Consider the following 14,121-nt stretch of genomic DNA (forward strand, 5'->3'; position numbering starts at 1 on the left):
ACATTCCATGCGCGGACCACTTTGCCTTCGCCGAAGGCAGGTCCCCATAGTGGTCCGTACAGCCCCCCTGTGCGGCTCGTGCCGCCCATCGTCTCCTTTTTCACCCAAACCTCCCGCGCGTGCACACTCCAGCGTGCATCCCGGAAATGAGCACAGGGTTTCTGCGCAGTCCTATCATAGCCCGCAGCTCAGTGCCCTCCCAAGCCGCACTCGGAGAGTGCGGACCACTTCACCCTCGGCACTCGGCACTACATCATTGACAGAACGCCCCCGCCAAGCCTGTTCTCTCCCACCCATGAAGCCCCGCCTGCTCCTCGCGCTCCTGCTGACTTTCGCCACCTGCTCGCTCTCGCTCGCCGCTGACAAGCCCTCCAAGCCCAAGGCACCCGAGGCCCCCGCCACGCCCTCACCCTGGGGCGATTTCGTGGAAACAGACTTCCCTTTCTTCAGCAGCGTCCTCGATGCCCGCGAAGCCGGTGAAGGCTTTCCCAAGGACAACCTGACGCCCCGCGGCATCATCCTCAATCTCGGCCACAATCTCTGGGCCTGCTTTGACACCGACCTCCTACGCATCGCATGCATCTGGGAAGGCGAAGCCGGCAAGCCTCCGGTCACGCCCGAGGCGCTCGCTCCGGGTTCGTACCATGTGGCAGGACAGAAGACAAAGGACGGGCAAGATTTCCTGCCGAAGCCAGTGGGCAAGGTGTGGCTGGCCAATGGCATCTATCCCGGCTGGCAAGTCGGCGAGAAGCCGAGCTTCACAGATCCACGCGAAGCAACGCCGAGTCCGGAGGAAGTGGGGCGCGGGCCGGTCCAGTCTGGTGCCGGCACACATTTCGATGCTCTGGACTACGGAAAGCAGTCGCCCCTCGAAGGTGTGAAGCTGAACTATACCATTGATGGAGTCGGAATTACCGAGTCGTTCATGACTGGCGGCGAAACGGAGTTGTCTTGGTTAAGATCATTTGAAGTGTCTCCTCATTCCAAGCCATTGGTTTTTCTACTGGGTTACGGCCAAAACAGTCACCAAAGACTGACGGCGTCCGGGCTTCAAAACACTGTCACGCTGGAGAAGACGGAGATTATTCGTGACAAAAACGGCTGTCTATACCTGTCAGTACCAGCCTCATCGACCAAGACAAGTTTCCAAGTGGCGACTTCTGTAAAGCTCCCACGCAAGTCTAGTCTTCCGACTCCCTTGGGCGGCCCCGGCATGAAGCCAGTCCTCACCACCTCCGCCACCCTCTCCACCAAGCCCGACGCCTACGTCATCGACGAAATCCCCCTGCCTCTCGACAATCCCTGGAAGCGCAACGTCCGCCTCGCGGACCTCGCTTTCTTCAATGACCAGGGCGATGCCGCAGGCGTCACCTTCGATGGCGATGTCTGGCTCATCTCCGGCCTGAAGGGCGATCTGGAAAAGGTCACCTGGAAGCGCTTTGCCAGCGGCCTGCATGAGCCGATGAACATCGTCGTGCGTGGCAGCGACATCCTCGTCTTTGACCGCAACGGCATCTGGAAGCTGGTGGACACCAACAACGACAAGGAGTGCGACCGCTATGAGATGTTCTGCAATCTCTTCGCGCAAACCGCCGAGACGCGTGAGTTCCCCAACTCCATGAAGCTCGGCCCCAAGGGCGAGCTCTACATCTCCAAAGGCGGCCAGGAAGGCACCACCTATGGCAAGCACAACGGCACCGTCATCAAGGTGGCGCCCGATGGCAAATCGATCGAGGTCATCGGCTACGGCCTGCGCCAGCCCTTCATCGGCGTGAATCCGAAAACCGGCCTCGTCACCGCCAGCGACCAGCAGGGCAACTACGTCCCCTCCACCCCGCTGCACATCATCTCTGACCATCACTTCTACGGCCACCTGCCCACCATCGCGCCGAAGGAGAAGTATCCCGAGACCATCACCGAGCCCCTCACCTGGCTGCCGCATCCGGTCAATCCCAGCGGCGTCACCCAGACCTGGCTCATCGGCGCCAAGATGGGCCCCGTTAACGACGAGCTCATCCACATCGGTTACAACCGCCCCGAGCTCTTCCGCGTGCTCATGAACTCCCACTTTGAAAAGCCGCAAGCCGCCGTGGTCAGCTTCAGCCGCAACTTCGACTTCCCCACGCTCAATGCCGTCGTCAATCCCGCCGACGGCCAGCTCTACGTGGTCGGCTTCCAGGTCTGGGGCACCGTCGTCAAAAAAATCAGCGGTCTCGCCCGCCTGCGCTACACCGACAAGCCCCGCGTCCTCATCAAAGAAATCACCCCGACAGACAAAGGCCTGCTCCTTCGCTTCAATGTCAAGCTGGACCCCGCACTGGCCACCAACCCCGACAGCTTCAACGGCGAGCGCTGGAACTACAAACGCACCTTCGACTACGGCTCGCCCCATTTGAAGCTCGACGGCAGCAGCGGCCAGGAATGGATGACACCCAGCAGCGCTTACCTCAGCAAGGATGGCATGACTGTGCTCGTGAGCTTCCCCGAGATGAAAGCCGGCGTGCACCAGATGCGCATCGGCTGGGGCCTGAAAAGCGCCGACGGCCTCAAGGCTGAAAACACCGCCTACTTCACTCCCTGGGAGCTCATGACCTTCGATGCCAAAAAAGAAGGCTTCGACGAAAACCTCAAGGTGGACCTTACACCGCGCAAAGCCGCCGCCGTGGCCACCACCAAAGCCACCGCCGAAGAAGGCGAGCGCCTCTACCAGATGTTCGGCTGCATGGCCTGCCACAGCATCGATGGCACCCTCGTCGGCAAAGTCGGCCCCAGTTGGAAAGGTCTGTACGGCAGCGAGCGCGAAATCGCCAAAGGCGAGAAAGGCAAATTCAATGCGGACGAGGCCTACCTGCGCGAGTCCATCACCAATCCGAGCGCCAAAGTGGTGAAGGGCTTTGAGAAATTCGACACCGGCATGCCGATCTACTCCGGCATCCTCAACGACTCCCAGATCGAGAGCCTGATCTTGTACATCAAGAGCTTGAAGTAATACCACGCACCGTTGAAAACAGGTCTATAGGTAACCCCACGAACGTCAAACAGGCGGCGCATGCCGGATCGTAGGATGGGTGTGGCGACAGCCCGCCCGTCTGCGAGCGTGCCGCAAGCACTGTGGCGTGCGAACATCCTCGCAGTCTGCCGGTTTGGCGAATGGATCGTTGAAGCTCGGAAGCGCTCTCGACGCCAAACACAGCCGGAGCGCCTGATCACAACAACAGACCCGTTTTCAAGGGCTCGTGGCATGAGCCACTTAGTGCGAGCGTCCTGTTTGCTCCCCCCTCTCACTTCGGCCGCTTCATCTCAAACATGTCCCGCGTGCGGCAGTACCAGTTCGGACTCTGCATGCGGCCAATCGGATGATAGTTCCCCGGCTTCACCAGCCACGTCTCAGGGTCCAGAATGCCATCGCGCACATGCACGCGCAGCACTTCACCGATGATCAGCCGATTGTCGCCGATCTCGATGATGCTGTGGCTGCGACACTCAAAGCTGGCAGGCGCTTCCGCAATCCGCGGCGGCTTCACCACACTGCTCGTCACCGCCGTGAGTCCGGCATGCAGCAGTTCGTTTTCGCCCGGCGGCAGCGTGGCAGCGCAGAGGTTCATCCTTTCGGCCAGCGCTTCATCCACCAGGTTCACCACAAACTCATGAGTCAGGCGAATGTTACGCGCCGTGTCCTTCGGCACACCGGGCGCACGATCTCCCGGACAAAGTCCGACAATCGGCGGTGAATCTCCGAGCACATTGAAAAAGCTGAATGGCGCCGCATTCACACGCCCTTCAGGATCAACAGTGGTTGTCAATGCAATCGGACGCGGCGTCACGAGTCCGGCGAGAATCATGTAGGCGTCTTCACGCAGCGGGCCAGTGAGGTCGAGTTCCATAGAAAAAATCAGTCCGCAGTGCCGCCCTGCTCCGCACGATACGCCTGCGCCAGCAGCGTCACCGGCTGTGTCACGTCCTGGCAGGGATGATCACCACAGGCACGCAGCCCGTTCGCAATCTGCAAATGACAGCCCGGATTGCTCGTCGCCACGACCGGCGTCTTCGTCTGCCGCAGGTTCGCCACTTTGCGATCCAGCAGCTTCTTGCTCTGCTCCGGCTGCGTGATGTTGTAGATGCCCGCACTGCCGCAGCACCAGTTTGACTCCGGCAGCTCCTTGAACTTAAGCCCCGGGATGCTGGCCAAGATCTGACGCGGTTGCGACACAACCTTCTGGCCGTGACACAGATGGCAGCTTTCGTGGTACGTCACCTCCTCCACGCCAGCACCCGCCATGGGTTTGCGGAAGCGGATCTGCACCAGCCATTCGTGAATGTCCTTCACCTTCCGGTCCCACATCTCCGCCTTGGCTGCGTAGAATGGATCATCATGCAGCAGATGCCCGTAAGTCTTCAAATGCGAGCCGCAGCCACCGGCGTTGGTGATGATGGCATCCAGTGCCTCAAGATCAAAGCTGTCGATCTGCCGCCGCGCCAGTTCACGCGCCAGTTCCAGTTCCCCATTGTGCGCATGCAGAGACCCGCAGCAACTCTGTGAACGCGGCGTGATGACCTCACAGCCATTCGCCAGCAGCACATCCACGGTATCGCGATTAATGTTTGAGAAGGCGAGATCCTGAATGCAACCCGTGAGCAAACCAACACGGTAGCCCCTGCTCGCCGTCGGCGACTCTTCCGGCAAAATCAGATCATCCGAAAACTCCGCCGCGATCTGCGGCGTCTGCGGTTCCAACGCCGCCAGAGAGCGCGGCATGAGGCCGAAGAAACGCACCTTGCGCATCAGCTTCTCAAGCCCGGTGCTTTGATACACACGCAACACCCGCCCCACCAGCCGCAGCAACCAGGGATGCATAAAGATGACGTTCAGCGAGAGCCAGCGCCAGAAGCCACGCTGCATGCCATCATTCACCTGTGCCTGCTCCACTTCAGCACGTGCTGTTTCAAACAGCTCCGCATAGTTCACGCCTGCCGGACAGGCGGTCTGGCAGGCCAGACAGCCAAGGCAGTAGTACATCTCGTCTGAGAGCGCCTTGGAGACTTCCAGCTCACCATCCGCCACCGCCCGCATGAGCGAGATGCGGCCACGCGGGCTGTTGCGCTCCAGCTTGGTCTCCACGTAGGTCGGACAAGTGGGCAGGCACATGCCGCAGTGCATGCACTGCTGCAGCACGGAGTAGTCGAGGGATTGAAGAAGATTGGCAGATGACATGATCAGTTCCTCGCGTCAAAAATCTTCCCCGGATTCAGCAGTCCCTGCGGATCCAGCGCTTTCTTGATGCTGCGCATCAGTTCGTAGCTGCCCTCGCCAAGCTGGCGCTTCAAGAACGCCTTTTTCGCCAGCCCCACGCCATGCTCTCCAGTGACGGTGCCGCCAAGGCGGATGGTCTCATCCACAATCTCCTCCAGCGCCACCTCAATGCGGTGCATCTCCTCATGATCGCGTTCATTCGTCAAAAACGTCGGATGCAGATTGCCATCACCCAAATGGCCAAAGGTGCCGATCTGCAGCTTGTGCTTTTTTGCCACGTTGTCGATGAAAGCCACCATCGCCGCGAGTTCGCTGCGCGGCACGGTCACGTCTTCGAGAATCGTGGTCGGGCGCACCCGGGCCAGCGCGGAGAAGGCATTGCGACGTGCTGCAGCCAGCTTGGCGCCTTCGGCTTCATCCGCTGCGGCGCGCACATCGCGCGCGCCATTGGCCTTCGCCAGCGCCATCATCTGCGCGGCTTCTTCCTCGACCACCACGGGGTGCCCGTCCGTCTCCATCAGCACCAGCGCCTCCACATCGGTCGGCAGGCCGATCTTCGCGTAATCCTCCACGCACTGCACCGTCACACGGTCCAGGAACTCCAGCGTGCAGGGAATGATCTTCGCAGCGATGATCGCGGAGATCGTTTTCGCCGCAGCGTCCATCGAATCATACAGCGCCAGCATCGTCTTGCGTGCCTTGGGCCGCGGCAGCACCTTCAGGATGACCTCCGTGATGATGCCCAGCGTGCCTTCGCTGCCGATGAAAAGGTCCTTCATCGAATAGCCGGCCACGTCTTTGACGCACTTGTTGCCGAGGAAGGTCAGCGTGCCGTCAGGCAGCACCACCTCGAAGCCCATCACATAGTCACGCGTGACGCCATACTTCAGCCCGCGAAGCCCGCCTGAGTTTTCCGCCACATTGCCACCGATGGTGGAGATCTTCATGGAGCCAGGATCCGGCGGATAAAACAAGCCCACTTTGGCGCAGGCATCGTCGATTTCCTTCGTGATGACGCCGCTCTGCGCACGCAGCGTGAGGTTTTTCTCATCCACCTCCACGAGCTTGTCCATCTTCACCAGGCAGATCACCAGGCAGCCATCCAGCGGCACGCTGCCGCCGCTCAGGCCGGTGCCGGAACCGCGGGTCACCACGGGGATGTTGTTCATGCGTGCAAGCTTCACACATTCAGACACCTCCTCGGCCGTCAGAGGAAAAACGACCGCGCCGGGACGCTGTTTGAGGGCGGCCGTCCCATCGAAACTGTACGGCACAATGTCCTCCGCTGCGGTAAGCACCCTATCAGGCGATAAGATTTGGTTCAGGGACTGAATAAGACTGGCTTCAATTTTGTTCACAGAGGGCATTCTGGCGAGTTCGTGCTAGAGCGTCAACGCAGGCTGTGGTTCATTATCATCTCATGAAATTCAATCAGCTCATTCGTTTCACCCCCATTTACCAAAGCCGCGTCTGGGGCGGCCGTCGTATGGAGTCGCTGCTGGGGGCCACACTGCCGGATGCCACCACCCCTTTTGGTGAAGCCTGGGCCGTGTCTGACCGCCCCGAGGCGCAGAGCGTGACCGCAGACGGCCTATCCCTGCATGATCTGTGGACGAATCACCGCGAAGAGGTCTTTGGCAAGGCTCTCGCCTCATCCACCAGCCCCACCTTCCCGCTGCTGATGAAGATTCTCGATGCCTGCGATGATCTCTCCATCCAGGTGCATCCGCCGGCGAGCATGGCCGAGGAGCTGAAAGGCGAGCCCAAAACCGAAATGTGGTTCATCGCCCACGCCGATCCGGGGGCAAAAATCTATGCCGGTTTGAAGGAAGGCAAGACGGAGGCGGATTTCGAAGCCGCACTGCAGAACGGCACCGTGGCGGATGTGGTCCACGTCATCGAAGCACGCACCGGCGACTGCCTTTTCATTCCCAGCGGCCGTGTGCATGCCATCGGCGCAGGCCTCTTAATCTATGAGATCCAGCAGAACAGCGACACCACCTACCGCGTCTTTGACTGGAACCGCGTGGGTCTGGATGGCAAACCGCGCGCGCTGCATGTGCAGGAGTCCATGCAGAGCATCGACTTTACCGACTTCACTCCAGGCGTGCAGAAGATCGAAAGCAACGGCACCCTGGTGAAATGCGACTACTTTGACGTCAGGCTGCTCAGTGGCTCAAAGCAGGCAGGCGTTCCGGGCGAGAGCCTCACGATCGCAGTCGTCAGCGGCAAGATCACCCTCGGCGGCACCACCCTCAAAGCAGGCGACTTCGCCCTTGTGCCCGCTTGCCTGGGCTCTGCAGCACGGCTCGTAAAGCCAGCCGACGCCACCTGCCAGTGGCTGGAGGTCCGCGTGCCTGCCTTGAAACCCGCAGGCGCTTCCGCCTCCGCCCGGCCTCTGGCTACTGCTGTACTGCAGGCGCAGCTGCTTTGACCTCTGTCGCGGGGGCTTGCGCCTTTTGGACTTCCGTTGCCGTTGCCTCCGGCTTTTTGACTTCAGTCTCAGGCTTCTTCACTTCGGTCGGCACAGCAGGCTTCTTCACCTCGGGCGTAGTCGTCTCCGGTTTCGGCGCAGGCTTGTCCACCTTCTTCACCTCAGGATCTTTCGGCGTGTTCGGAATGGCGATGTACTTGGCCTTCTCCGGGTCCATTCGCTGAAGCTCACCCTGTGGGGCGACCGGCAGTTTTTTCTCCGGAACCACGGGCTTTGGACTCGTCTCAGCCGCTTTGGACACGACGGGCGGTGCCTCTGTTTTCGGTTCTTCTTTACCACAGGCGACGAGCAGCAGGACGATGAGGCAGAGGGATTTTTTCATACGCAGCGAATGGACACCGAACGCGCGTGCGCATCAAGCCCCTCAACTGCGCTGATTGCGCTGACGACGGGGTCGGACTTGGCGCAGCTTTCGCGGTCCAGCCGGATGATGCTGGTACGGCGCTGAAACATGTCCGCCGTGATGCCAGGGAAAGATTTGCCAGATCCCCCCGTGGGCAGCGTGTGGCTCGGGCCCGCGAGGAAATCGCCCACGGCCACCGGGGAGTGATTGCCCAGGAAGATGGCACCCGCCGTGCGGATCAGCGGCAGAATGGCCTCCTCACGGGTGGTGATCAGTGTTAGATGCTCCGGCGCAAAATCATTGGCCAGCCGCGCCCCCTCCTCCAGGCTCGGCACCTGCATGAGGAAGACGCCCTTTTCCAGCACCGGCGCAAGCTGCGCCTGACGGCTGAGCGTGGCGGACTGTTCTTTGACCTGTGCCACCACGGCATCCAGCAGCGCTGCGTCATCAGTAACGAATCCCGCCATGCTGTCCTTCCCGTGCTCCGCCTGCGCCAAAATATCGGCGGCGATGTAGGCCGGATTCCCCGACTTGTCGGCGAGAATCAGCACCTCGCTCGGCCCGGGCAGCAGATCAATCGACACCACGCCAAAGCTCTGGCGCTTCGCTTCCACCACGTAGCTGTTGCCAGGGCCAAAAATCTTCACCACCGGACGGATCGTCTCCGTTCCAAAAGCCAGCGCCGCAATCGCCTGCGATCCGCCGATTTTATACACCTCCGTCGCACCCGCCAGCTTCAGCGCCGCCAGCAGCCCCGGATTGACCGTGCCATCTCGACCGCACGGAGTACATACAACGATCTCCGGCACCCCCGCCGCAGCCGCGATGGCCACGGTCATGATGGAGGTGGACACGAGTGGCGCGGTGCCTCCCGGCACATAGCAGCCCACGCGCTCGAAAGGATGATACACCTCCCCGACCTCAGCTCCCTGCTCATTTTTAAAACTCCACCCCTGCCTCATGCTGCGCTGCGCAAAGGCCGTCACATTCCGGTGAGAAGCCTCCAGGGCGCTCTTAAAGGTGGCATCGGCAGCCTCCCACGCGGCATCCAGCTCCGCCTGCGGCACGCGCATCTGCGCCGCGGTGATTTTGGCCCCGTCAAATTTCTCCGTGAGCTCCAGCACTGCCGCATCCCCACGCTCACGCACGGCTTTGATCACGCCCGCCACGACCTCGCGGACGGCATCACTGGCCTCGGCACGGCGGTTCAGGGCGGCAGATGCGGCAGCGTAGTCGGAGTCAGTGGGGCGGATGATCTTCATTGAATGGGTTTACGTGGCAAGAGAGGCGGCGGAGTCAAGGGATGGTCCATGAATCCAGCACTGCCGCTGCGACGAGTTCCTGCACGCCCGGATGCCTTCACTCCCCGTCACCATCGCCATCGAATTCACTCTCACTCTCAGATCCCCAGCCATCCTCCGGGATTGCTGGCTCATTGCTGCGACTGGACCGCGAACTCCCATTTCGCCTCTCATAGAAATACGAGGCCACAGCGATGGCCGCCATAGTCGCAATGATGGCGGCAAGATACGTCATCGGTCACTCCCGCATTACGGCACTACTTCGCCTGAGCCAGTGTACACCCACTTCGCCACGCGGCCGTTTTTGATGCGGGCCTGGGCTTCGGTTTCAAATTTTCCGAACATCGTCTGGGTCTCGTACTTCACGTTCACGGTCCAGTATTCAGTGCCGTCGATCTTTTCCTGCGCAGGATCTCCCCAGGACTTGATGTTGTCCGGCTTGATTTCAGTGACTTCGCCGGCCTTCATGCTGGCCAGCAGCATGGGGTAGGTGCCATCGGCATCCTTCACGGGCTTGTCATTGCTGCTGCCTCCACCGCCACCACCTGCACCGGCCGGGGAGTTTTTCTGGCGCTCGGCCGCAGCCAGACGGTATTCATGCGCTTTGCGCGCGTTTTCCGTCTGCACGACCTTGACCTGCTCATAGGCAGCAGAAAAGACCTCCTTGAAGTCAGTGTCGTCCATCGCGACCTGTCCACGCATCGGCGAGCCCGCCGAGGCACCCACCACCAGATTCGGCCCTTCCTGGCCCATGACGAAGACTTTGGCCCCTGACTTGAAGGTGGAAGCCGCAGTCGCCTTGCCCATCTGCATTTTGATCTCGAGGTCCTTCTTGATGGTCACCTGCTTCGGGGTGTTGAAGAAGCCCTTCGGCACTACCGCCCAGTTCTGGGTAAGTTCGTCCACAGGGGGGAAAACCGGAGCCACAAAGGCGTTAGGGTCCACCGGCGGGGGCTCTGGAACCTTGGGCATCTCAGGTTTCGGCTCCTCGGGCTTCATTTCCGGCTTGGGCTCGGGCTTTGGCTCCGCCATCACCACAACGGGCTCTTTTTTCGGTGCCGGTTTCGGCTTCGGCGGCGGGGCGACCACCACCTCCGGCTTCGGTTCCTCCACCTTCGGCACATGCTTGGTAAACTTCATGGCATCGGCGAGTGGCGGGTACACATACTCGTAGGAGATGTAACCGACGGCGAGAGCCAGGACGATGACGATGAGGGGTTTCATGGTGGGGGAGTCTAAAAGAGAGGGCGGCGATAATCAACCACCCTCATTCACCATTCTAAAACGCCCCAGCCGGGGATTTCTTGGGCTTGATCTACCCCTTCTCACGCGGCTTTGGTAGCCCCATGCCTGAAGACGTGATCCGCGTGCGTGGCGCACGGCAGCACAACCTCCAAAACATCGACGTGGACATCCCGCGCCACCGCCTCGTCGTACTCACCGGCGTCAGCGGCAGCGGCAAGTCCTCCCTCGCCTTCGACACCCTTTTTGCCGAGGGCCAGCGCCGCTACGTGCAGAGCCTTTCCGCCTACGCCCGGCAGTTCCTCGGCCAGATGGAAAAGCCGGACGTCGATTTCATCGAAGGCCTCTCCCCGGCGGTGGCAATTGAACAGGTTCATTCGAACCCCAACCCGCGCAGCACCATTGCCACCGTCACGGAAATTTACGACTACCTCCGCGTCCTCTACGCCGTGGCTGGTCAGCCCTACGACCCCGGCACCGGCGAAAAACTCCACCGCAGCACCCCGCCCGAGATTGCAGACAAGGTCCTCGCTCTCGGCGAAGGCACCCGCGTCGTCGTCCTCTCCCCCCAGCCCCCCGCCAGCGCGGCCGACACCCGCACCCTCTTTGAAAAACTCAAGCGCCAGGGCTTCGTCCGCGTCCGCCTGAACGGCACCGTCGTGGAACTCGAAGACTCCCCTGCCCTCGACGATGCGGAAACGCAAACCGTGCAGATCGTCATCGACCGCCTCGTCGTCCGCCCGGACTCTCGCCAGCGCCTCATGGAGGCCATCGAAAGCTCCCTGCACTGGAACGACCGCGAGGTTCAGTTCCTCGTCAATCTCGACGGCAGCGAGGAGGTCCTCAGCTACACCACCGCCTTTGCCAATCCGCGCACCGGCTACACCATCGAACGCCTCACCCCGCAGCACTTCTCCTTTAATACTCATCTCGGCGCCTGCCCCGCCTGCGAAGGCACTGGCACCACCCCCACGCCAGACGCCACCCTGCTCGTCCCGGACGAAACCAAGTCCCTCAACGACGGCGCCATCAAGGCCTGGTGGGCACGCCACCCGAAGGTGAAGATGATCTTCAATCAAAGCGTCGAGGCCCTGGCCAAACATTTTGGCGCAGCGATGGACGCCCCGTTTCAGGACCTCCCGCAGGACTTCAAGCACGCCCTCTTCCACGGCACCGGCAGCGAAGCCATCAGCACCGGCTGGCAAAAAGCCGGCAACAAACGCAGCCTCGCCAAGCCCTTCGAAGGCCTTCTCCCCGAAATCGCCCGCCTCTACCAGAGCGCCGAGAGCGACGCCCTCCGCGCCGCCCTCTCCCGCCTCATGAACCCCCAGCCCTGCGCCGTCTGCGCAGGCATGCGGCTCAAGCCCGAATCACTCGCCGTAAAACTCAGTTCCAACTTTAAACTTCAAACTTTAAACTTGGAACTTGGCTCAGATTTAAACATCCACGCCTTCACCGCCCTCCAAGTCCGCGACGCCCTGCATTGGATCCGCGAACTCGAAGTCACTGAGCAGCAAAAAGTCTATGTCGGCGAACTCCAGCGCGAGATCGGCAAACGCATCGAATTCCTCGAGCAAGTCGGCCTCGGCTACCTCGCTTTGAACCGCGAGAGCGGCACCCTCTCCGGTGGCGAAATGCAGCGCATCCGCCTCGCTTCACAAATCGGTGCCGGATTGGCAGGCGTGCTCTACGTGCTGGACGAGCCCAGCATCGGCCTCCACCCCCGCGACAACGAGCGCCTCATCCAGACCCTCCTCCGCCTGCGCGATTTGGGCAATACCGTCCTCGTCGTCGAGCACGACGAAGCCACCATGCGTGCCGCCGATCACATCATCGAGCTCGGCCCCGGCGCAGGCACCCACGGCGGAAAAATCACCGCCCAAGGCAGCCCCGCCCAAATCGCCGCAAACCCAAACTCCATCACCGGCGGCTACCTGAGCGGCAAGACCAGCATCGAAGCCAAAGCCCTTCCGCAAACACTGCTCACCGAGAACCGCGAACCGACCACCGGCCACTCCTTGACCATCCACGGCGCCACCGAGCACAACCTGCGCAACGTCACCGCCGCCTTCCCCCTCGGTGCCTTCACCTGCGTTACCGGCCCCTCCGGCAGCGGCAAATCCACGCTCGTCGATGACATCCTCATGCGTGCCCTGCGCCGCCATTTTTACGATGCCAAGGAAATCCCCGGCGCTCACGAAAAAATCACCGGCCTTGAGCACCTCGACAAAGTCGTCGTCATCGATCAATCCCCCATCGGCCGCAGCCCGCGCTCCAATCCCGCCACCTACACCGGCGCATTTGGTCCCATCCGCGATCTCTTCGCCCAGCTCCCGCTCGCCCGCATGCGCGGCTACGACTCCGGCCGATTCAGCTTCAACACCCCCGGTGGCCGCTGCGAAAAATGCGAAGGCGACGGCCTCATCAAGATCGACATGCACTTCCTCGCCGATGTCTATGTCACCTGCGAATCCTGCAAAGGCCGACGCTACGGTGCCGAGACGCTGGAGATCACTTTCAAAGGCAAAAACATCGCCGACGTCCTAGACATGACCGTCAGCGAAGCCCTCCGCTTTTTCGACCGCAGCACCACCATCTCGCCAAAACTTCGCACCCTCGAAGAAACCGGCCTCGGCTACATCAAGCTCGGCCAGAGCGGCGCCTCCCTTTCCGGCGGCGAAGCCCAGCGCATCAAGCTCAGCGCCGAACTCGCCAAGCGCAGCACCGGCCGCACCCTCTACGTCCTCGACGAGCCCACCACCGGCCTCCACAGCGCCGACATCCAAACCCTTCTCGGCGTCCTCCTCCGCCTCCGCGATGCCGGCAACACCCTCATCGTCATCGAGCACCACACCGACGTCATCCGCTGCGCCGACTGGATCATCGACCTCGGCCCCGGCGGCGGCACCGAAGGCGGCCACATTTTAGCAACAGGAACGCCCAAGCAGATCGCGGCGAATGAGAAAAGCGTGACGGGGAGGTTTTTACGTAAATGACGAATACCGCGCAATGTATCTTCGACAAGATCACACTCATCCCATTTTAAATTCCTCAGTTAATCATGAAAACTCGATGGATTATTAGTCTAGTTCTTGCCACGGCATTTTGTGCAGGTATCGCGTTTTGGTGGTGGTATAATCCTCCATACATAGTCGAAATTCGACATGTGGCCTTGAATGGCGCAGTGACTTATGAAATGCAGAGATACGAGGACTGGAACCACGTGGCCAACATCAGAGGTCTTCGTAAACATACGCGCGACAGGATATACCACTCAATCTATGCAGATGGCCTTCAATACTGCTTTTCAAAATCTGGCCATGTTTATGCAATGGTGGGCACTGAATTCGGCCTGCCATCTTTGTTTGATCGCGAGTGGAACTGGTCTGGGGAGCCTCATGATTTTCCATACTTCGACTATTCGAAAACATCACCTCATGTTGGCCCTTGATTGAACGAATTATTTGCTGCCGACACTCTTTGTCCCCCT

General features: G+C 60.7%; 10 protein-coding genes. 4 read left to right on the forward strand and 6 right to left on the reverse strand.

Features of this window, described 5'->3' with window-relative positions; all coding sequences use genetic code 11:
* The first annotated feature begins 295 nt into the window (after positions 1-295).
* Positions 296-2,989 (forward strand): DUF6797 domain-containing protein, encoded by a 2,694-nt coding sequence (locus ACILSO_RS08470; RefSeq protein ID WP_395736949.1) that lies wholly within the window; start codon positions 296-298, stop codon positions 2,987-2,989.
* Between the two features lie 292 nt (positions 2,990-3,281).
* On the opposite strand, the gene ACILSO_RS08475 is transcribed toward ACILSO_RS08470, so the two are convergent.
* Genes ACILSO_RS08475 through ACILSO_RS08485 form a run of 3 tightly spaced genes read right to left on the reverse strand, consistent with a single transcriptional unit; the run spans position 3,282 to position 6,618 of the window.
* A complete protein-coding gene (locus ACILSO_RS08475; RefSeq protein ID WP_395736950.1) occupies positions 3,282-3,884 on the reverse strand; it encodes a flavin reductase family protein in 603 nt (200 codons plus the stop codon).
* 8 nt (positions 3,885-3,892) lie between these two features.
* Positions 3,893-5,212, reverse strand: coding sequence for a (Fe-S)-binding protein (locus ACILSO_RS08480; RefSeq protein ID WP_395736951.1), 1,320 nt, complete (start codon positions 5,210-5,212; stop codon positions 3,893-3,895).
* Positions 5,213-5,214: 2 nt separating this feature from the next.
* Positions 5,215-6,618 (reverse strand): FAD-binding oxidoreductase, encoded by a 1,404-nt coding sequence (locus ACILSO_RS08485; protein ID WP_395736952.1) that lies wholly within the window; start codon positions 6,616-6,618, stop codon positions 5,215-5,217.
* A 53-nt stretch (positions 6,619-6,671) separates the two neighbouring features.
* On the opposite strand from ACILSO_RS08485, the gene ACILSO_RS08490 reads away from it, so the two are divergent.
* Positions 6,672-7,685, forward strand: a complete 1,014-nt coding sequence (locus ACILSO_RS08490; protein ID WP_395736953.1) for a type I phosphomannose isomerase catalytic subunit — start codon at positions 6,672-6,674, stop codon at positions 7,683-7,685.
* Here the strand turns inward: ACILSO_RS08490 and ACILSO_RS08495 are convergent.
* The 3 genes from ACILSO_RS08495 to ACILSO_RS08505 form a co-directional block, all read right to left on the reverse strand.
* Complete coding sequence (locus ACILSO_RS08495; RefSeq protein ID WP_395736954.1) at positions 7,654-8,067, reverse strand: hypothetical protein; 414 nt, start codon at positions 8,065-8,067, stop codon at positions 7,654-7,656. The two genes, ACILSO_RS08490 and ACILSO_RS08495, sit on opposite strands and share 32 nt — an antisense overlap.
* On the reverse strand, positions 8,064-9,350 hold the full coding sequence (hisD, locus tag ACILSO_RS08500) for a histidinol dehydrogenase (RefSeq protein WP_395736955.1): 1,287 nt from the start codon (positions 9,348-9,350) through the stop codon (positions 8,064-8,066). Before hisD ends, ACILSO_RS08495 begins: the two co-directional genes overlap by 4 nt.
* Before the next feature lie 288 nt (positions 9,351-9,638).
* Positions 9,639-10,613 carry a hypothetical protein gene (locus tag ACILSO_RS08505; RefSeq protein ID WP_395736956.1) on the reverse strand — a complete coding sequence of 325 codons (975 nt, stop codon included), beginning with the start codon at positions 10,611-10,613 and terminating at the stop codon, positions 9,639-9,641.
* 122 nt (positions 10,614-10,735) lie between these two features.
* Here ACILSO_RS08505 and uvrA point away from each other — a divergent pair, with 122 nt between their 5' ends.
* Together uvrA and ACILSO_RS08515 are read left to right on the forward strand one after the other, a co-directional pair.
* Positions 10,736-13,627: an excinuclease ABC subunit UvrA gene (gene uvrA, locus ACILSO_RS08510; RefSeq protein ID WP_395736957.1), complete on the forward strand. Its 2,892-nt coding sequence runs from the start codon at positions 10,736-10,738 to the stop codon at positions 13,625-13,627.
* 65 nt (positions 13,628-13,692) lie between these two features.
* Entirely contained in the window at positions 13,693-14,082 is a 390-nt protein-coding gene (locus ACILSO_RS08515; protein WP_395736958.1) for a hypothetical protein, read from the forward strand.
* The last annotated feature ends 39 nt before the right edge of the window (positions 14,083-14,121 follow it).

Source organism: Prosthecobacter sp., assembly GCF_044226605.1.
Taxonomy (GTDB): Bacteria; Verrucomicrobiota; Verrucomicrobiia; order Verrucomicrobiales; family Verrucomicrobiaceae; genus Prosthecobacter.